A 20,992-nucleotide genomic window follows, 5' to 3' on the forward strand; every position below is an offset into this window, starting at 1 on the left:
CCGCAACAGGCGAACCGCCTCATCGAGTACCCACGTGTCGGGTGGGAACTGTTTTTTTAATGCATTCAATACCTGGTGACCAAACGTGTCCAGTGGGGCGGCGATACTACTTTCGTGAGCCAAACGGGGCTCGCCCGGCGATCGCGAATTGTTGTTGAAAAGCTGTCTAGGAAAGCGATCGTTTCGAACTATTTCCCCTGCCAAAATCAGGGTTTCGGAACGAAATTTGTTGTCCAAGTGCTAGATTCGCGATACCATCAACCGGCTGCTTCGTTCGGTGATGTTCAAACGGACGACGACCCCAGGTCGCTCTTGAAATCTGAGCTAGAAAAGAAAACTTAAGGAAAACAGGGATATGGCTAAGCAACCACGTACGGCGACCGCTGCAGCATCCAAGGGTGTCAAACTCGATCCGGGCATGAAGCGAATTTTAGAGAAAGAGCCGGGACTGAAAACGACGCTGCAGCAAATTGAGAAATCGTTTGGCGAAGGCGCCATCATGCCGCTGGGGGCATCCCACAAACTCACCATCGACGGCATTCCGACGGGCTCATTGAGCCTCGACATGGCTCTCGGCGGCCAGGGCATTCCGCGTGGCCGGATCATCGAGGTCTTCGGGCCCGAATCGAGCGGGAAGACGACCCTAGCCCTGCATGTCGGTGCTGAAGCACAAAAAATGGGTGGGATCGCCGCGATCATTGACGCTGAGCATGCCTTCGATCCCAGTTGGGCAAAAAAACTCGGTGTTGAACTGGACAGTTTGCTCGTCAGCCAACCCAGCAGCGGTGAGGAAGCGATGCAGATTTGTGAAATGCTGGTCAAGAGCAATGCGGTCGACGTCATCATCATTGACTCAGTTGCCGCTCTGGTGCCGAAGGCGGAACTCGAGGGTGAGATTGGCGACAGCCATGTGGGCTTGCAGGCTCGATTGATGAGCCAATCGATGCGGAAACTGACCGGAGCGATTGCCAAGAGTAAAACGGCGGTGATCTTCATCAACCAAATTCGTGAGAAAGTGGGTGTGATGTTCGGCAGTCCCGAGACGACACCAGGTGGTCGGGCACTGAAGTTTTACTGCTCCTGCCGGATTGACGTCCGTCGGATCGGGGCGCTCAAGGATGGTGACGAGCAAGTCGGCCAACGCGTCAAAGCGAAGATCGTGAAGAACAAGGTCGCACCGCCGTTCCGCGTCGCGGAGTTCGACATGATGCATAGTTGTGGGATCAGCTTCGAGGGCGATTTGCTGGACCTGGGCACCGAGCACAAGGTGGTTAACCGCAGCGGTGCATGGTTCAAGTACGGCGACACCTATCTCGGCCAGGGTAAAGAAAAAGCACGAAACTTCTTGATTGAAAACCCTGAAATTCGGGACGAGATCAAGCAGAAAGTGCTCACCGCTGGCGGGTATGCCGCCCCGCTTGATGCCGAGGCACTCGATAGCGACGCCGATGTCGAGGACTCCGAGAACGTCGCTAACAGCTGAATCAATCGGCAGTTAATACGCTCGGGACTGTTGTCCCGAGCGAGCAAAGCCTTCATCGAGCTGCCGAAACATCCCCTGTTGGGGGACTCAAAAGTTGAATCAGCAGCGAGAGGGAGCCAGCGACTCAACGAGGATTGGATCGACTATTCGTCGTCGTCATCTTCGTCTTCGTCAGCGTCTTCGTCCCAGTCGTCGTCATCGTCCTCTTCATCTTCGTCGTCCCAGTCTTCGTCGGCATCGTCGTCGTCGACTTCCTCCCAACTGTCGTCTGTGTCGAGGTCATCGTCTTCATCGGCGTCGTCCTCATCATCGCCGTCTTCTTCTTCTTCGTCGTCGTCGTCGTCCCAATCATCATCGTCGTCGACGAAATCTTCGTCGTCGTCGTCATCGAGGCCATTTTCGTAGAGATCATCTTCTTCATCTTCGATCACGGCGGCGGGTTCAATCTCGTTCGACGCGGGCGTGTCCGTCCGATCAAACGACTCAGCAGCCTGGTCGGCGATGCCGGTTGCAAAATGAGACAACACCGAATCGGTGGCGAGAGCGTCGGTCACTGCGAGACTCACGTCAGACTCCTTGGGGACTTGGGAAACGGTCGCTTCGACCGAATCGATAGAAGGGGAAAGTTCAGAACCGCCACCATTAGCTGTAGCGACTTGCTTACCAGAAACATCATCACAGAATCCCCGTGAGTCAATCGCTGGCAAGGCGTTTATCGATGGCAATCCGCAGATTTTTAAGAAACGTTTGGTGGTTCCGTAAAGATAGGGTCGTCCGAGATCGTCGCTGCGTCCACTAATTCGGACCAAATCCAGCTGCATCAGCTGTCGCAGAATCTCGCCACAGGCAACACCGCGAACGCTTTCGACATCTGCTCGCGTAACATCTTGGCGGTACGCCACCACCGCCAGCGTCTCCATCATCGGCCAACTCAAGCGGATCGCTGGAGCTAAAACGCCCAGTCTTCGCAGCCATGGGGCGACGACCGAGCGGGTCATCATGCGGCTGCCACCGGCGAGCTGTTCGATGCGAAAGGCTCGACCGAGCAAATCGTAAAGTTCATTCAATTCCGCGACAAGCGTACGAGCCTGCGTTGCATCTTCGAGTCCCGCCAAGGATGCGATCTTGCGATAATTCAATGGCGATTTGGCAATCAACAATAGTGCTTCGACGCGACTGCGGGCGGCCGCAGAATCGTCTGATGGCGGTGGTGTTGCCGGTCTGCCACCTTCGGCAGGCTCCGCCGCGCCGCGTGATCCTGCGGCCTCGTGGTCGCCCGAGTCGACTGTCGTCAGACAGAATGCAAGGTTGCGACGGGATGCCGGAGACGTCTCGAACCGATCGCGGAGCGATGTCACGCGTTGCCAAGGGGCGGCGTAAGGATTCATATTGATTTCGATGGAAGATTCACCTCGGAGATCGTAGCGTTCTGTTTCGAGAGCCGCTCGCCAATTTATCAACGCGGTCTACTCGCTAAACTAAGCGACAGCTGGCGATGCATTGGTTATTCTCCAGGTTCGTCTCGCATGCCAGACGGCCCCTGTCGTTCGCCCTCGCAATTCAATGACCAAGGCTTACCTGCAGATACCTATCATGATCAAGTCCTCTCGGCGTCACCAGTCCGGTTAAATCACTCTGAACCCTGAACCCTGTCGTGCCTAATCTATCTCGCTGGCAAAGAATCAATGGCTCTCAACTTTGGATTTCGCTGATTTCCGCGATCGTCCTGGGAGTTCTGGTATGGGTGGTCGTGCGCACGATGGGATACGTCGAGGGTGAGGAATTCTCGCCGACACATTTTCGCTCTCGGCGGTTTTCCTTTTACGAAATCCCGATTATTCATTGGCAGATCACGCCCATTGTTCGCGTGAGCAGTACTCCGTCGACGGCGCTTCTGCTGACGCAACAGAATTGGATTTCGCTGCCGCCGACAGCGCCTGCTGACTGGCATTTGGTGTCGCTGCGAAGGGGCGGTCGTGGACTCCAGGACGATGATGCGGCGCTGCTCCTCGACCAGCTCAGGTTGGAACGCGATGGCAGTCCGTATTGGAGTCAGTGGAGTCAGAAACATCCCAAGTTGGCAAGCGTATTGTGGCCGACGATCGGCAAGCTGGCGCAGCGAGAATTGTACATTCTGATGCCGCGTTTACTCGAACGGGTTCGTCCGATCGATACTGTCGACGCATTGCAGGCAACCCAACGAGAGTATTTGGAGAGAGAATATGCGTCATTAGTGCGCGACATGCGTGCCGCAGGTATGGACGGCTTGGCAGATGCGTTGGCAGCCGAGGCGGCCCAATATTCGCGGGGATCTTCTTCGAAGGGGGTGGGGACTCCATGATCTATCTCGATAACAATGCCACCACAGCGCTCGACCCTCGCGTCGCTGAGGTTCTCATGGCGGCGTGGCAATCCGGTCCCGCCAACGCATCGAGTCAGCACCATTTTGGTCGCCGCGCCCGGGGGCGGCTCGAAGCGGCACTCGACCGTATCGGGCAGTCGCTTGGCAGTGATCTGACGAGGGTCGATGCAGCCCGATTGATCGTGACCAGCGGCGGGACGGAAGCGAACAATCTGGCGGTGGCGGGTCTCGGACCCGAGGACGGCGCAATTCTGGTTAGTACGATCGAGCACCCGAGTGTGTTAGCCGCAGCCGCATCTTTGGAGCAGCACGGACGGCAGGTATTGTCGATCGGCGTAGATTCAGATGGGGTCGTGAGCCTGGCAGATTTAGAACAGGGGTTGGTGGAGTCCCAGCGTCGGGGCACGCCTGTCGGGCTGGTTTCTATCATGTCGGCCAACAACGAGACGGGGGTGATCCAGCCTATCGTTGAGATTTCCGAGCTCTGTCGAGCTCAGGGTGCGTTACTGCATGTCGACGCGACCCAATCGATTGGCAAAACGCCCGTTGACTTAGCGCGGTGGGGGGCCGCTGCGGTGACGTTCACGCCGCACAAGTATCACGGCCCGGCGGGCGTCGGGTTCTTGTGGTTGGCCCCTGGGGTTACGGCGCGGGCATCGCTCCATGGTGGGGAGCAGCAATTGAGTACACGACCGGGTACCGAACCCGTGCCGCTCGTCATCGCGGCGGCGGAGGCGACGGCGATTGCCGTCGAGGAGCAGCCCACTGCGGCGATTCATATGTCGCGTCTACGGGATCGACTCGAACGTGAACTCACAAATCGCTACGCTCAACTCATCGTGCATGGACAGTCGGCACCTCGGATTGCTTCCACCACCTGTCTGTCGCTGCCGGGTACCGATCGGCAGACCGTCCTGATGGCCCTCGATCTCGCTGGGGTGGCGTGCAGCAGCGGTTCGGCTTGCAGCAGTGGTAGCAGCCCGCCAAGTCACGTCCTGATGGCCATGGGGGCGGGAAAATCAGTTGTCGATGCCGCCCTGCGATTTGGGGTGTCTAAGTTTTCCACGGAGGAGGAAGTTACACGGGCGATTGAGCTGATTTCCTCGAAACTACGCTCCGCGGGCGGTTTTGCACATGTGGAAAACTAAGTGGAAAAGCTGGCACAAATGCGGGGATCTGCATAGAATGGGAGGCTGAATTCTTCTCGCCAGTGAACATCTCGTGGTGACACCCACTCCGCCCGCCGTTTCATCGTTTCCATTGGAGCGTCCCACGCTGCGCCGGCGGCGGCGTGAGGCGCCTGTGGTGCGACCTGTCACGCCCCTGTTTTACTACGGTCGCGAGAATCGACTGGCAGGCTACGTCTGTGACCAATCGGTGTCTCCGCTGTTGGAGATCGCGCGACCGCTATTGCTGGTCGGTCCGCCCGGTGTGGGCAAAACGGCCGTTGCGTTGCACTTGGCTCAGCGGATTGGTATCGACTCGGTATGGGACCAGCTGAACGAACCTGCGGCGCCTGCTGACATGGCCATGGCGGGCCGTGGTGCGGCCGCGTCGGGGGTCACCAGTAAAGTTCTTTCGTCGCGAGTGCTCTATCAACCCGCCATTGATTTTGCCCGCGAATTTGCTTCGTCAATAGATTCGAAAGACATGCCGCGGATGCGGAAAAAGTTGGATGAAGCATGCGTGTGGGTGATCGATGACCTGCATCTGATTGCGGATAAAGCGCCAGCACAAGAGGAACTCGCTGCGCGGTTGGAGGCCCGCGATGCTGCGGGGCGGATTACGATTGTGACCTGTCGTCGTTTGCCTTCGGAGATTCGTGGACTGCGTCCACCCCTGGTCAGCCGCACCTTGCCGGGGCTGACCGTGGAGTTGCGACCACCGACAGGCGACGCCCGCAAGGCGATACTGCGGGAACTCATGCTCGCCCACATGCCTGATGCCGAGCCGGATACGTGGGCGCTGCTCGATGGTGGATTGCCAAGTGAAGTCAGTGTGCGAGAGCTGGAGTCCGGGGTGAAACAAGTCGCGATGTGGTGTCGCATGCACGACTCGCCGGTCTGTGCGGAGGCAATTGAATCGGCGGGCGGGAGCGGCGGTGAGCGGGAATCCGTTTCGATCAAAGCAATCACGTCGGCCGTGGCAAGGCATTTGGGCGTCAAGTCATCGGAGATGCGGAGTGGATCGCGGAGGCAGAACATCGTCCGTGCCAGATCCTTAGCAATGTGGTTGTCACGTCAGTTGACCGACTCGAGCCTCTCCCACATTGGCGACGCGTTCGGTGGTCGGGATCATTCGACCGTCTTGCACGCCATTCGGAAGATGGAGTCGTCGTTTGACGATGATGCTGATCTTCGCCGCGCCGCTGACCACATCACCGAGCGGTTCGCGTAGACCGATTGTTCCTTGAATTTGCGGATGCTCAGCCAACAAGTAGCAGCACGAGGCTGACGCAGGCACCTCCCATGGCGTACATGAAGGGGGCATCCCACGAATGCGGTGAGAAAGCCTCGGTGAGGGTCATGATGGGTGGCACCCACGTGACCAGAGCGATGAATACTGGCCACGATAATGTTGGTAACAGGAAGAGGATGACGATCACCGATGTTACCCAGACGCACGCACTCCCCTCGTAGGATCTCGTATAGCATCTGCCTGCGGCGAGGGAGGGTACCTGGTATCGATGGCGACCGAAGCGGATGCCAATCGGCTCAGCCAATCCGTCACCAATCCCATTGATCAACAGCGGGATCGCGATCAGTTCGGGAGCTTTGAGCCACCGTAACGTCAAAAAAACGACCAAAATCACCAGGTACGCAGCCACTGCTTGACTCATGATCCAGGCGATGGTGTGGGGGCGGTCTTCGGGCCGGTCGACGCTCGCAAAAGCGGTCGCGACCAGCGGGACACGGTTGCGGATCGGTGGTAAAAAGAGTGACGTCATCGTGACAAATGTGACCAAGCTCGCGATGGTGGTGGGCACATTGGGAACGTAAGGCAACCACCACGCCAGCACAAACGGAATCAACATCAACATGAAGTGATTGATTTTCCGGGTGTAATTGACCTTCACATCCCAACGCAACACACACCAGCCGGTTAAATAACAAACCGCTGCTAAGATAGCTTGGTGCAGGACGAGCGAGATCAGATAGTTGTTGGGAAGCAGCACGATGGTTTGGTGTTCGGGCAATTTTAGCGACAGCGAGACGTTCCAACACATCGGATCCGCTGATAGCTGGGCTCGCCTAGCGACGGAATCCACGTGCTCGCGAAGGATGCTACACGATGAAGCGAGTCGCGATCGCTAGAACGGAGAGTCTTTCCTTTCAATCGGCTGCAAGGATTGATTCAGCCGGTCATACTTGCGTCGTGACATGTCCTGATACCACGATTCATCGGACTCATCGATATTGCCGGGCGTCCGTGAACTCGATGGGTTCGCATCGGTCTGGTTGGCGCGGGCCATCCGGCCGGACCGGGACAGCGATTGAGAGAGGAGGGTAAATTGGTCGAGAATCGCGCTGAGTGAAATACTTGATCGATCGCTCGTCCCGTTCATCAGGTTTTTGACGAGATCCATCGACAACACACCCGCCGATTGATAGTGAATTTGTGTGACAACGGGCTCCGATGGATACATCCCCATCAGGATCATTTTGTCAAAGCGAATATCGGCTGAAATCGTTGGTACCGGTGAGTTGACCTCGGAACCTTGCAGATCCAGGCGATTCAAGGTCCGCCGATCGTCGCTGGTAATGAATACTTCCAATTCGATGTCGGGGACGCCGGCGCGATTGGGTTTGCCGTCTGCGGCATTGGTCTGCCGCTGAGGCAAATGGAAGAGCAGCAGTTCGGTCGCCTGCCGGTCACTGGAACCTACGCTAGAGACGAGCTGATCACTCTTCTCAAAGGTGAATGCCATTACCAAGGTGCGACCGGTTTCTGATGAGGTGGTGGGTTCGCTCGTATCCAACTTTTTCGTCGCCGCCGATGACTCGGTCTCTGATGACGTGAAGACGCCCAACGATCGAAACCTCGCGACGGCGGACTCGATCATGGGTTCGGGCGAGATTGCCGTTCCCGGTCGGTCCAGCTCGAAAAATGCAGCCTGACAGTCGGTGCCAAAATAGTACTGGCCAGATGCATCACAGTAGACGACGGGCTGGATCGATAGGCGATGGATGCGAAAGTAATTGTCGACCTGGCCTCGAGTCACCATTGGTAGTTTATTGCGGCCTTCCTCCGCCATCTCCAGTCCAACGGTAATCGACGGCACGCGCCCGATCGTAGACGCCTGTCCTGGGGCAGGCGCCGTCAAGTTGGGCTGCACGGCGGCCCCTGGCGTCAACATCCGGCACGATGCCGCTTTGGAAATCGCGTACAGCCGTTGAATTTGTGAATCCAGCAGAGGCAGTGTTTGAATTTGGGTGATCTCATCACGTCCTGGCGTGGCAGCAATCTTGCCGACCCGCAGCGAAACGTCGACAGGCCGGTTCGTGCTGCGATCGTGTTCGCGTCGATCGGGATCCACCGCATCGGACCCTTCGGCAATTCTGCCTGTTTGCAGCGATGCCAGTTCCGTCTCTCGGTGATGCGGGGCATCCAACGTGGTTTGATCCTGTTGGCGTTGTTCTTGTTGGAGTGGTTCCTGTTTTATGGTGGTATTCGGTGCGGTATCCGTTGGCTGAAGATCGATCTTGCCTGCCAACATCGCAATGAGGACGCCGGTGACGATTACGCATCCGATCTTCAAGTAAAGTTGGTTCATCATGACACCGCAGTTGGTAGATAAGAAATTGAGGTGAGAGTGACGAAAGTCACAGAGAAATATGGCCAGTATAGGGAAAGGCTACCCTTCTCGGATAATAAAAAACACCGCGGCGAGGACGCCGCGGTGTTTCAAAAGTGCTGGCAGTTAGTCCCATCGCGTCTAGTCGGCGATGCTTGAGACCAGAATACCGTCTCCGCTGAAGTAGTTCAGGAAGGTATTGAAGAACGCGGCACCTGGTTTCTGATGCAACATCACAACGTCGTCAGGCATGATACGAATCCGTTGCTTTTGGTCCGTGATAGCGCGGTCCAAATCGACCCGAATGTTGATTTGCCGTCCATCGGGAAGCGTTCGCAAGATCATCACCTGTGTGGCTTCACGAACATAGCCGGGCCGTCCGCCGATGAGGGCCTGACCGCCGATCCCCAGTGGCCCGCCCGGTGAACCAGTTGCCAGTGCGATGGCCTCGAGGACATCGACGTCCTTGTCACGCGGCAACGGGATTCGTGCTCCGGGCAGCAGACCACCAGTGATGAAGTACTCGTCGCGACGAGGGATGTACACGGTGTCTCCCTCGTGGAGCACCACGTCAGCGGGTTGAAACGGGATACCGTCGCAGGGACATCCTGCCAGTGGGATCCGAATCACGCCTGCGTTGCACTGGCCCGCTTCGCCGCCACTGACCAGGCCTTGCAGGGATCCACCGCTGAGGAACTGCGTATTGATTCCCGCACCGTTGCGAATGACGTACAACTCCCGCGCCGCATCGGTGCCGGGCAATCCGCCGGTAGCTCCGAGTGCGTGCAACACATCGTTTTCATAGATCGGCAAGTCGATGACCTCGCCGCTGCCGCGGTGAACCTGATCGACAACACCTGGCGGCGTGAGCGCGACGGCCGGGTTGGGTGTATCTTGTCGTAGCACGACAATTCGCCGGACCCGTGGAATCAACAGGTCGACGGTGACCCGCTCCTTGCCTTCCTGCAGAACGTTTTCGTCCAAGTACGCTTGTTTGAGCTTGGCGACAGCCTGCGGCATCGTCAGACCAGTGATGTTGACGTCGCCGATGAGCGGCATGTCAATCGTCCCGTTGCCCTCCACGCGTGCGGGCAAACCTGTCAGAGGACCAACGACCGTACCACGCGGTGGGTAGTAACGTTGGTTGATAGCTTGCGAACGTTGTTGAACCGGCGTCTCTTCCTCGTTGGCGGGGAACACCCCATACACGTAGATCGACAGCGTATCGCCGGGGCCGATGATGTGCTGCTCAGGCTTCACCTGCCCGAGAGATGAAAACGGCAGCGGCGCGAGAGCTTCACGCGAGCAACCGAACAGGTTCGGATCGAGCCGGTTGGCCGGGATCGAATTGCGGGCGGACGCGACCGAGTGAATGTGACAACCGGTACTGGACAGCGTCGTGATCGTGATCAACGCCGTGGCGGCGATCGACGCTGTGATGTTTTGGAGTTGATTCGTGCGAATCATTGCTGAATCCCTTCGCAATACAGAATTGAATAAATGGGATGTGAGATGAAAGGGGACTCGTGAATCATTCGACGAGTTGGATGACAGGTTTGGCTTCGTTATCGTTCAGCTGAAAGTGCTGATAAGGAGCATCGACAATCACAATCGGCTCTGTGCCGTCACTGCTGGGACGCTTGGCTTGAGCGTCTTGAATCGGCTTGACCATGCGAATGAACCCAACCGGTTGAGCCTTGGTCGGCTGAGCGGCAGATTGATTCCATTGGGTCGTCGCCCGATACCCGGGAATCGAGATCAACGGCGAATCATCTGCCGGGGCAGCCGGTTCGGCTGGCTTCTCAGCGGTAGCAGGCTCGCTCAACACGATTTCCTGCTGCGCCGATTCGGTGGGTGCCGGTGGAATCAATGGCAGCGTCGGGAGGTCCGTCAGCGTATTGGGTGCCGGTCCTGGCGACGGAATCGATTGGCTCGATGTCTCAATCGGTGCATGTTCGATGTCGTTGACCGCAGGAATCGTTAATTCAACCGAGGTATCGCTCTGCCATTCGGTGGCCTCGTTGGCTCCCGTTGGTGTGGCATCGCCTTGGATAGACTCAAATGAGGTCGTCGTCGGCGGCGAAGTTGGTGCGATTTCGATCATTTCCGTTGCAGCGGTCATGCCGACGAAAGCTTCGCGGCAGGGCCCACACTGACCGTTGCTGCAAGGCTTCTCACAGCGTGGAAACGGGCACTCTTCCGTCTCGTAGATTCGCAGGTAGTGCGTATTGGGAAATTGCGATGCCCGCGCCGCGCCGTCCTGCCAGCCGCTGTAGTAGTCGTGCCGTCGCTTGTCACAGTATTTCAGAATTTCTTTGGGCTCGTAGTAGCGGGCCGGTGCCACCGAGGGTGGGCAATCGCTTCCGCCCGTCGCGACCTCATAGAAGCCGTCAATCCAGCCTAGTTTGTAGTCTCGCGGATATTCCGAGCATTGTGGCTTGCCGCAGTGCACGTACTCTTTCAAAGCACGTACCCTCTGCGTTTTTTCGTAATAACAATCATTGAATGACGCACAGCCCCCCAGCGTCATCAACGCTAGCAAGCCCAACGACACTCGGTGGATTTCGATCTTCATATCCGCAACTCGTCCGAGCATGAGTGAAATGGGTATTCACCTACTGTGTTCGGTTCGGCCGGTAATGCGAGTACTGCTATTCGTAGGAATTATCACATGTTCCAACCAGAGCGAGCGGATCAAACTGCCTAGATTACCTGCCTTCGCGTTCCTGTGTACTGAACGGGTTTTTCTGATCAGCCGACGGTCTGTCATGTCGATTGTGTCACGTAGGATAGGAGTTCAGCCTGTCACCTCAATGGATACCGGCCTCTGGCCTGCTGAGCAACAATGGCATGCTGGCGCCTGTCTGACGTATGAGAGGCCCTGACAACCCGTGCGAGCGGAGTAACCGGCCGACGCTTATTGCCAAGGCGTCATCCGCGATACGATTTGCCTTGGTCTGCCAGGTCGGTGATTATGATGGACTGTCTCATCTCTCCTCGCCTTCCTATCTCCCGCAAGGGTCATTTTCATGTTGCTGGGCAACCTTGATCGGGCTGACACCCATCGTTCGCACTGGGAGTTCACTGCGTGAGTGAGGAATTGACCACCGATAATCGATATTCCGGCCCTGAAACGATGCTATTGACTGGAGCCACCGGGATGGTGGGTTCGTACGTCATGGCTCAGTGGCTGCGCGATGGTCGGCCACTTGCTGTCATCGCTCGCGGCAAGGGCGCGCACAGTGCAACGGAGCGGATCGAGCAGATTCTCTGCCGTTTCGAGGCGGCCTGGAGCGTCACACTGCCTCGTCCGCGAGTCTTCCAAGGCGATTTGAATCAGCCCGGCCTGGGATTGCTGTCGGTCAACGCGCAGTGGATTGCGGACAACTGCAGTCAGATTCTGCACAGCGCGGCAAGTCTAAGTTTCGCCCCAGCGAGCGAATCGGTCGATAATGAACCCTATCGAACGAACGTGCACGGCACCGAGTATGTCTTAGATTTCTGTCGTGCATCGGGTATTTCGCATTTTCACCATATTTCGACAGCCTACGTTTGTGGTAAGCGGAGTGGCGCGGTTTTGGAATCGGAGGGTGATGTCGGGCAGGATTTCGCCAACGACTACGAGCGCAGCAAGCTGCTGGCCGAAGGATTGCTGGACGCGGCATTGCGGGCTGGGACGCTCGAATCACTGACGATTTATCGACCATCGATTGTGATCGACCGCACCGGTCTATCGCCGATCTCCGGGGACCGCACCATTTACGGTGCCTTCTCGATGTATCAAATGCTGGCCTCGCGGTTTGGACTGCCCGCTCACGGAGAGTGGTTTCGCAATCTCGGTTTTGACGGTGAGGAGCAAAAAAACATTGTGGACGTGGATTGGATCGCCAACGCCGTGTTGACGATTATTGCTGATCCGCGGTACCACAATCAAACCTATCATCTGACCTCCTCAGCCGGCACGACCGTTCAGGATTTGGACGCCGCATTTCACGCCGCGACTCAGATTTGGCTCGATCGCCCCACGCGATTGGAACGCACCCGCTCGACTCGCTCAGCCAATTTGAGTGTGGACGATCGGACGGAACTTGACCGGATGGCCGCGCCATTCGTGAACACGTTTTTGCCTTACTTCCGAGATGACCCGCAATTCGATCGCGAACAAATTGATCGTGTAATTGCGGAAACCGACCTGCCGTCGACCCCGCACATTGGTAGCGAGGAGCTGTTGGAAATGGTTCGGCATTGGTCGGCGTTCACGCCTCGCCCGATCAAGAAAAACGCCGCTGAAAGTGGCTCCGCCCAATCGTCTCAAGCTCCCACGGGCCCGCACGGAGTGGCCCGGCAGTCGGCGCCGACGCAATCGGAGCTGCCTGCTGGGGCGAACGATCCTGATGAGATTGTGATTTGCGGCTACGAAGTTCGCTTGCCCGGTGGTGTGGATAATGTCGACGATTTCGCAGAGATGCTATGGGCAGGTCGCTCTGGGATCGAGCCGATGCCGGACGATCGGCTGGACCGCTCACTGTATTTCGATACAGAGCGAAATGTGCCCGGCAAAACCTACACGCAGCTCGGTGGCTGTGTCTCACCGACTCCACTGAGCGTCGAGCGAGAGCGAAAAATCAACGCCCTCGGCGAGTTCGATCTCACTCATCGACAATTTGCCCAGGTCGCAATGGCGGCGGTCGAGTCGACTTTTGGCGTTGAACGAATCGAAACGGTGGACGGCTTGAACCCGTTGCGGGCCGGCGTGCTGGTCGGACACAGTGGCGGAACGCAGGCGGGAGGGCCGCTCGCAATGAACACGCTGGCGTCGGCAACATCAGAATTGATCGAGCAGACCGGTTTGCCCGATGCAGTCGACCCCGCGAATGTCGATCGGATCAAGGCGAAGCTGACGACCGCGATTCGTGAGGGCCGACCAAGTTGGCAGGACGACGGCGCGCCTCATTTCAATGCCTACAGCGCAGCGTCTCTGACGGCCGGTCTGATCGGATTTCGAGGTCGCCGTGAAGTCATTGATGCCGCCTGCTCGTCGTCGCTCTTGGCGTTGCACCATGCGGTCTCGGCCATCACGGCTGATCATTTAGATGTTGCCTTGGTGGGCGGTGCGACATTCAATAATGTCGACAATCTCGCTTTGTTTTCGCAGTCAGGTGCCTGCAGCGATGAGGGGTGTTATCCGTTTGATCGTCGCGCCAGTGGTTTGATTAGTAGTGAAGGGTATGTGGCGGTCATCTTGGTGCGGCGCAGCGTGGCCGAGCGACTCGGGCTCCCCATCCGTGCCAGCGTGGTCGGCGTCGGCGTTGCTTCGGACGGGAAGGGGAAGGGCTTATGGGCGCCACGGAGCGAAGGCCAACAGCTCGCTATCCGCCGCGTTTCCAATGATGCGGATGTCTGTTTGGACGTGGATTACTTGGAGTGCCACGCGACCAGTACCCAGGTGGGCGACGCCACGGAACTGGAAACCCTGACGGCCGTCTTGCGCAACCATGAGGCGGCAGAAGTTGCCAACCCAGTCGATGGACAGCCCACGCAAGCGAACCGCGTGGTGAGTTCCGCGAAGACACAGCAGCTTCCTATTGGCAGTGTCAAAAGTAATCTCGGGCATCTACTTGAAGCGGCTGGTTTGGTGGGGATGGTCAAATGCATGATCGCGATGCAACGCAGTGAGCTGCCTCCCTCGATTCATTTCGATCAACCCAACGAGACCTATGACTGGACGGGTTCACCCCTGCGCGTCGTCAAAACAATTGAGCCTTGGCCACAGCGACATACATCCCGTCGGCATGCACCCGATGACCGGCTCGCGGGGATCAATGCATTCGGGATTGGGGGGCTAAATGCTCACGTTGTGATCCGCCAATCGGATCGACCTCGCCAACTGTCCCGTCCCCACGAAACCGCAACACGGAAGCTTGAACCGATTGCAATTGTCGGCCGGGGGCTTGTTTTACCAGGGGCACAGAACGTTGCTGAGTTCGCCGAATTGCTACGGTCGACGACGAGTTGCATTTCTGATCCGCCGGCGGGGAGGTGGCCTCAGCGGTCTCGCGATCGAGGTTGGATCGGTGTCGAACAAGCTGCCTCCGGTGGCGTGGACTGTGATGGGCGTATTCCGCATTGCCGTGGTGGCTACATTCGCGATTTTCAGTTTGATGCCCAAAGCTACCGGATTCCGCCGAAAACGGTTCAATACGCGAATCCAGCCCAATTAATGTTGATTGACGCGGCGGCTCAAGCAATTGACGAATTTGATGGCGGAACCTGGTCGATCGACCGGGCCCGCGTCGGAGTCGTCGTCGGGACCATGTTTGGCGGTGAATTCAGCAACTCACTGCAGATAGGTTTGCGGTTGCCTGAGATCCGCCAGCATTTCCTGCGGATCGCCCGCGACGAAGGTTTATCGAGATCGCAATCCGAGGCCGTGGTTGAGCAGTTCCACACCGCGGTGATGCAGCGCTATCCCGCTCTGCTCGATGAGACGGGAGGTTTCACCGCCAGCACGTTGGCGTCACGGATTTCACGGACATTTGACCTGATGGGCGGCGCCTGCGCAGTCGATGCTGACGAGGCCTCCGGGGGCCTGGCCATCATGACCGCGATGGAACAACTCCGGGGGGGCCAGGTCGACGCTGTGTTGTGCGGCATGACGCATCGCTCGATGGATTTGGTTGCTTTCGAACAACTGTATCGAAAAAACCAATTGGTTCCCTCCGGTCGAGCCGAAGACGTACCTCAGGACGGATCTCGGATCTTCCCAGGCGAAGGGGTTGCAATCATGATGTTGCAGCGACTTTCCGACGCAGTCGCTCAGGACAAACCCATTTTTGGCGTGATTGAGCACGCTGCGGAGAGTTGGACCGACGACGTCGCCCGGGCTCGCGCCGACGATGCAAGTCTATCGGAGACTCATCCGGAGACGTCCGCCACTCGATTGTCGTCAACGCTGGGGCATCTCGGCGGGGGACAGGGAATCGTCCGCACGCTCGCCGCCACGGTTGCATTTGAGCATGCTGCATCCGCTCCTGCGGTTCAACGAATTTGCGAGACGGCACAGGACGGATACCAAATTCAATATCAAATAGCCAAACAGCCCACATCCACTCCCATGATTCGAGCGTCTGCCGCAACGACGACACGTTCCCACGAGCAACTCGCCGCGAACGGGCCAAGCGTGTCGGGGCCAATCGCGAACGGGCCGATCGCGAGTGGGCCAGAGCGGGCCTCGCGCATCGTGAGCACGAGGCCAGTGGCGCCGCGCGTCGCGATCACCTCTCCTGTGGAAGTCTTGCAAATCCGTCTGCGAGCGAGCGACCCCGCCCGCCTCCAACGCGATCTGAGGTTGCTGGTAGAGCACCCGGAGTCGCGTCTTCCTCGCTCAACCCAATTCGAGTCGGGCGTCGATTCCTTCCAGGCTCAACACACGACTGCGCCCTCGGCTGCCGCGGCTAAAGTCACCGAGGTGGCGATCGTGGGCCACAGCGTTCAGGAAGTGGCTGCCGCCGCGAGAGCGATCCTCGATGGACCACTTGCCGAGCGCCAGACGACTGCACTGTCCAAACATGTGGCTTGGATTCGCTGCCAAGAATCATCGGGAAACCGCGTCGGTTGGCTATTTCCTGGACAAGGCTCACAGTACCCTGCCATCCCGCGTTTATTTTCATCCGACGACTCCGGTGCACCGACGGCGGCCTCGGCTTGGTCGTTCATGCAAGACGTCGATGCACGCCTGCAACGCCGGGGGATTGAGTCGGTGGGCGATCGCTTGACCGACCCGAAACGCCAACTCGGACGCGATGTGTGGTGGACGCAGTTGTGGGTGTTGGCCGTCGGTGCTGCGATGACGGATGCACTGTTTCAGCGCGGCCATCGCCCGGATGTCGTGCTCGGTCACAGTTTCGGTGAGTGCACGGCAGCGTGGGCTGCCGGCGTGATGAACATGGACCAGGCGATCGAGTTCGCCAAGTGCCGTAGCGATGCCGTGATCATGACCCGCCAAGTTGGTGGGCAACTGCTGTCGGTGCGGGGGGAGCCCTCTGCCGTGCAAGCGGTGATTGATCGCCATCAACTCGATGTCGTGATCTCGCATCACAATTCTCCCGTGGGCACCGTGATCGCCGGCATGAAGAACGACATTGCTGCTGCCAAATCACAGCTCGCTGACGCCGGGATGGCGTCGGTTGTGATCAATGTTCCTGCCGCGTTCCATACGCCCGCAATGAAGCCGGCGCAGGAGTTACTGCGAGCCCGCTTTGGGGGACAGCATCTGCTACCTCCACGGTTGGGCTTTCTCTCTGCGGTTTCGAATCGGTACCTCGCCGAACCAACCGAAATCATGGACAACCTAATCAACCAACTTACTCAGCCGGTCTGTTTCAACGGTGCCCTGCAGCGGATCGTGGCCGAGGGTTGCGGTCTTTTGATTGAGGTTGGCCCCGACAATGTGTTGACGCGACTGGCTCGTGCGTCGGTCGATGGTCGGGCGATCTGTTTGAGTGCCGACGAACGTCGTCGAGAACATACCCTCCAACAATTACTCATCGAGATGGCCTGCGAGGCGTTTCAGGGAACCGGCTCCCTCGGTGCGCAACACCATCCCGCGACTGAAAAACCGATTGAGGGGCGGCGTCATGGTGATCCTCATCGCCATGGTTCGCCGAGTGTGACTGATGAGCAAATGACGGCGGCTGCAGAACAGCGTTTCGAAGTCGTGGACGTGACCCGCAATCGCCGCCGACAGGCACCACCGAAACCGTCGACTTCCATGCGGGCCAGTTCCAATGAGCCCAATTCAGTTGGATCCAGTGCACCGCTTTCGCCTGAGCCGATAACGCTTGCCACGAGGGACCGAGGCAACCTGCCGACGTCTCAAGCAGCTGGTGGGGCGTCCCGGCACGGCGCTCCTACGTCGCCGTCCTCGGTCGAAACGCCCTTGGTCGTCAATGCTGCGGTCGGCCAACGAGCGGCTCGAGCATTCCTGTTTGACCTCGCTGTCGATCTGACGGGGTACGATCCGGAGATCATTGACTTCTCCGCCGACTTAGAAGCTGAACTCGGAGTCGACAGCATTAAAAAGGCACAGTTGATCGGTGAGATCGTGCAGTGGTCTGATACCCCAATTGATGTTCAGTCGATGCAGCTGGCTCAGTTCGAAACGCTCAATGACATCCTCGGGATTCTGGACGATGCTTCCGCCACCGCTTCGCTTTGTGAGCCGACATCGCCTGCCATGGTGACCACGCAACGACAGTCGACGGCATCGACCGCGGACGCACCACGCACCGCTGGTGAGATCCCAGGAGCGGTCCCAGCACTCGCTCCGACGCACACCGACGCGGCCTGGGATGTCAGTGAAGACTTGGGCGGTAACGATGAGTCGCTCCGACGCTTGATGATCGATTTGGTGGTCGATCAAACCGGCTACGACGAATCGATCATCGATCTGGACGCTGACATGGAAGGCGAACTGGGTATCGACAGCATCAAGAAGGCGCAGTTACTCGGCGAGCTGGCACAGCAATACCAACTCACGTCGCTACAGGATTCCGGTTTAACGTTGGCTGATTTTGCGACCCTCGAATCCATCCGTGCATTCGTGTGGGAGCAGATTGCATCGCCTGGTGGGAACGTGATGGGGGACTCCGCCGCTACGTTGGCCCGAGAAAAAAAAAACGAAGTTGAAACTCAGCACGCGGGTGTGAGCACCGGGGGGGGCGCGCCTTCGGCGAATCAATCGGACCCCACGCCACCCGTTCCTGCAACGGGCACACATCGGTTCGTACTGGGGATGCAATCAACCCCACGGCTGGCGAATATGCCCGCGGCGCCAACGTGGCATGGTCCAGCCTTGGTGTATGGCGACAACGCGATGTCCGACGCAATCGTGGCGCGCTGGCGTGCAGATTCACAGGCTGCTCAATTTCCCATTGAGTTAATTGACTCCTCACTCACCATTGACGAATTGAATTCGCGGCTGGACGAACTGTGGGCCAATGGCATCTCGCCCCACCTCTTCATCACGACTCCGCACGACCGCGACGCAGTATGGCAAACGACGGACGCGGCGGCCTGGCGATCTCGACGCGAATCGGCCCTGAGTAATCCGTTTCGGCTGTGCCAACGCTGGATGCAAGGTCTCATTGACGCTAACTGCATGTCGAAGGCCACGCTCACATCTCTTGTGAACTCCGGAGGGGATTTCCATTTCGGTGGCGGCGAACTTATGTCCTCCGAGTCGGGCGGATTGTCTGGTTTAACGAAAGCAATGTTGATCGAGGCTTGGATGCGTGGGTATCAGGACACGCCGATGCTGATCGTCGATGCCTTGCCCGACGCCAGCCCCGCCGATGTCGCTGAAGGCATTTGGCGTGAACTGGCCGTTCCCTCGTACGACGAGGAAGTCGCCGTCTCCGCTGAGCGTCGGTTTGCCACCGCCGCCCGCTACAGCCCGCTCTCAACTCCCTCTCGCGCTGCCTCATTGTCTCCCGCTCACTCCTTGACCTCTGGTGGCAACTGGATCGTTGCCGGTGGCGGTCGCGGCATCACAGCGATGACTGCGATGGAGTTAGCCTCCCGCCATCAGTTAAAATTGCATTTGTTGGGTACCGCGCCGGTACCGCAGATCGATGACGAAACACGGCGTCGGGCCGCTGCTGATCGGCCGGCATTGCGGCGTCAAGTCATGAACCAGACCCAAGCACAGGGGGGCAACCCTGTAACGACGTGGCAGCAATTGGAAAAAGCAATCGAGATTGATCAAACCTTACAAGCTTGCCTGGAACGATCGATTGACGCTGTCTATCACAGCGTGGACGTTGGCGATGTCGAGGCGGTCAATAAGCTCCTGAAGAAAATTCGCCGCGCCGACGGTCCGATTCGAGGTGTCATCCAAGGTGCCGGGGCTGGACAGGACGCTCGCTTTGACCGCAAACGTCCTGACAAGGTCGAAAAATGTTTCCGCGCGAAGATCGATGGTTGCGTCGCCTTGGCGAATGCCACCCAGCATGATCCGCTTGAGTGGTTCGTGGGCTTCGGCAGCATCAGCGGTCGTTTTGGTGCCAACGGGCACACGGATTACTCCGCTGCCAACGATATGCTCGCCAAGCTGATTGGCAACCTCCAGCAGCAACGCCCTAAAACTCGCTGCGTGACATTCCACTGGCATGCCTGGGGCGATATCGGCATGGCGACGAAGCCCGAAGCGAAACTGGCTCTCGACATGATCGGCATGGACTTCATGCCTGCCCAGGAAGGCCTACAGCATTTCATCAACGAAATCGAGTGGGGCGGCGACGCGACTGAAGTCCTCATCACTGACCGGCGGTATGTACGGAAGTTTTTCCCGCGGGGCGAAAGTGTCATCGGCTTCCAACCTGTGGATGCGAATCAAACGGTGATGGCGTCGGAACCAGCTGGGATGCCTCTGCCCTTACCCATGCTCGACCCGGAATCGAACCAGGCGGCGGACGATCGATCGCGGCAATCTTCGTACGCGGTTCTGTTCGATCCCGTCCATGACCGATTTCTAAGTGAACATTTGGTACAAGGTCGACCGACACTGCCGTTCGTGATAGCGATTGAACTGCTCGCCGAGGCAGCTCGCGCAGGAACGGGCGAGGATGTGATTGCAATGCATGACATCCAGGCCCATCGTCCCCTGAAATGTCTCACGAGGGAACCTTTCAGAGTGGAGCTCGTATCGTCGATCCACCACCAAGATGCACCGGTGGGGCGATCCGCGTCGCAGCCGCGTTGGTCCTTGGTCAGCGACCTGCGACGTCGCGACGGTCGTCTCGTCGAAGCCGCGCGGCCTCATTTCAGTGCCACCATTCTCACGCGACAGCGCCGCCCGTCGGAAGAACCCTCATCGGACAGCTTGCGCCGCACCGCTCCGGCTCAAGATGATCTGGCTGTGACGTTGGAACCTGTCGATTACCAACCGAGTGATGCCCCGGTCTATCACGGTCCCGCGCTCCAATGCCTCCGCCAAATAGGGTTCACGTCGGACTCGCAGACCGCTGTGGGAGTGATTGTTGCTCCCAGCCCCGCACACCTGGCGGGTGAGCATCGGCCGATGCAAGGTTGGACGATCTCACCCGCATCCACGGACGCATTGCTCTACGCCGCGGGGATGTTGGCCTACCGTGTGAGTGGTAGACCAAGTCTACCGGTCTCGTTTGAGAGAATTGAAATCGGCCGTTTGCCAGTGCCCGGCGAACCGCTGCGAGCGGTTGTGACCTGCGAGCATGAAGACGAGACAGGGGCCATCTTGCGAGCGAGTCTCGATGGATTCAACGGCGACAGGATACTGGAACTCATCGGTTACAAAATCGGGTGGATAGGATAG

10 protein-coding genes are annotated in these 20,992 nt (G+C 58.2%); 5 read left to right on the forward strand and 5 right to left on the reverse strand.

Features of this window, described 5'->3' with window-relative positions; translation table 11 throughout:
* Positions 1 to 355: 355 nt before the first annotated feature.
* Positions 356 to 1,483, forward strand: a complete 1,128-nt coding sequence (gene recA, locus Poly21_RS05390; RefSeq protein ID WP_146405900.1) for a recombinase RecA — start codon at positions 356 to 358, stop codon at positions 1,481 to 1,483.
* Positions 1,484 to 1,626: 143 nt separating this feature from the next.
* On the opposite strand, the gene scpB is transcribed toward recA, so the two are convergent.
* Positions 1,627 to 2,871 (reverse strand): SMC-Scp complex subunit ScpB, encoded by a 1,245-nt coding sequence (gene scpB / locus Poly21_RS05395; protein ID WP_146405901.1) that lies wholly within the window; start codon positions 2,869 to 2,871, stop codon positions 1,627 to 1,629.
* A gap of 266 nt (positions 2,872 to 3,137) precedes the next feature.
* Here scpB and Poly21_RS05400 point away from each other — a divergent pair, with 266 nt between their 5' ends.
* The 3 genes from Poly21_RS05400 (at position 3,138) to Poly21_RS05410 (ending at position 6,242) form a co-directional block, all read left to right on the forward strand.
* Entirely contained in the window at positions 3,138 to 3,824 is a 687-nt protein-coding gene (locus tag Poly21_RS05400; RefSeq protein WP_302117660.1) for a hypothetical protein, read from the forward strand.
* Positions 3,821 to 4,993 (forward strand): cysteine desulfurase family protein, encoded by a 1,173-nt coding sequence (locus Poly21_RS05405; protein WP_146405902.1) that lies wholly within the window; start codon positions 3,821 to 3,823, stop codon positions 4,991 to 4,993. The genes Poly21_RS05400 and Poly21_RS05405 overlap by 4 nt, the downstream gene beginning before the upstream one ends.
* A 73-nt stretch (positions 4,994 to 5,066) precedes the next feature.
* The gene (locus Poly21_RS05410; RefSeq protein ID WP_302117661.1) at positions 5,067 to 6,242 is read left to right on the forward strand and encodes a helix-turn-helix domain-containing protein; all 1,176 of its coding nucleotides are present in this window, start codon (positions 5,067 to 5,069) and stop codon (positions 6,240 to 6,242) included.
* 28 nt (positions 6,243 to 6,270) lie between these two features.
* Here the strand turns inward: Poly21_RS05410 and Poly21_RS05415 are convergent, their stop codons facing one another.
* From Poly21_RS05415 to Poly21_RS05430, 4 genes are all read right to left on the reverse strand, one after another.
* The gene (locus Poly21_RS05415; protein WP_146405904.1) at positions 6,271 to 7,071 is read right to left on the reverse strand and encodes a class-II aminoacyl-tRNA synthetase family protein; all 801 of its coding nucleotides are present in this window, start codon (positions 7,069 to 7,071) and stop codon (positions 6,271 to 6,273) included.
* 84 nt (positions 7,072 to 7,155) lie between these two features.
* Positions 7,156 to 8,622, reverse strand: a complete 1,467-nt coding sequence (locus Poly21_RS05420) for a hypothetical protein (protein WP_146405905.1) — start codon at positions 8,620 to 8,622, stop codon at positions 7,156 to 7,158.
* Positions 8,623 to 8,781: 159 nt separating this feature from the next.
* Complete coding sequence (locus Poly21_RS05425; protein ID WP_146405906.1) at positions 8,782 to 10,107, reverse strand: polysaccharide biosynthesis/export family protein; 1,326 nt, start codon at positions 10,105 to 10,107, stop codon at positions 8,782 to 8,784.
* Positions 10,108 to 10,171: 64 nt separating this feature from the next.
* Positions 10,172 to 11,215 (reverse strand): hypothetical protein, encoded by a 1,044-nt coding sequence (locus Poly21_RS05430; RefSeq protein WP_146405907.1) that lies wholly within the window; start codon positions 11,213 to 11,215, stop codon positions 10,172 to 10,174.
* A 561-nt stretch (positions 11,216 to 11,776) separates the two neighbouring features.
* Between Poly21_RS05430 and Poly21_RS05435 the strand changes: the two genes are divergently transcribed.
* A complete protein-coding gene (locus Poly21_RS05435; RefSeq protein ID WP_146406889.1) occupies positions 11,777 to 20,992 on the forward strand; it encodes a type I polyketide synthase in 9,216 nt (3,071 codons plus the stop codon).

The sequence above is a fragment of the Allorhodopirellula heiligendammensis genome (assembly GCF_007860105.1).
GTDB classification, from domain to species: domain Bacteria; phylum Planctomycetota; class Planctomycetia; order Pirellulales; family Pirellulaceae; genus Rhodopirellula; species Rhodopirellula heiligendammensis.

Coding starts and splice junctions, on each gene's coding strand:
- scpB (WP_146405901.1), bottom strand. CDS start 2,871: ATGAATCCTTACGCCGCCCCTTGGCAACGCGTGACATCGCTCCGCGAT.
- recA (WP_146405900.1), top strand. CDS start 356: ATGGCTAAGCAACCACGTACGGCGACCGCTGCAGCATCCAAGGGTGTC.
- Poly21_RS05415 (WP_146405904.1), bottom strand. CDS start 7,071: ATGTGTTGGAACGTCTCGCTGTCGCTAAAATTGCCCGAACACCAAACC.
- Poly21_RS05435 (WP_146406889.1), top strand. CDS start 11,777: ATGCTATTGACTGGAGCCACCGGGATGGTGGGTTCGTACGTCATGGCT.
- Poly21_RS05425 (WP_146405906.1), bottom strand. CDS start 10,107: ATGATTCGCACGAATCAACTCCAAAACATCACAGCGTCGATCGCCGCC.
- Poly21_RS05420 (WP_146405905.1), bottom strand. CDS start 8,622: ATGATGAACCAACTTTACTTGAAGATCGGATGCGTAATCGTCACCGGC.
- Poly21_RS05430 (WP_146405907.1), bottom strand. CDS start 11,215: ATGAAGATCGAAATCCACCGAGTGTCGTTGGGCTTGCTAGCGTTGATG.
- Poly21_RS05405 (WP_146405902.1), top strand. CDS start 3,821: ATGATCTATCTCGATAACAATGCCACCACAGCGCTCGACCCTCGCGTC.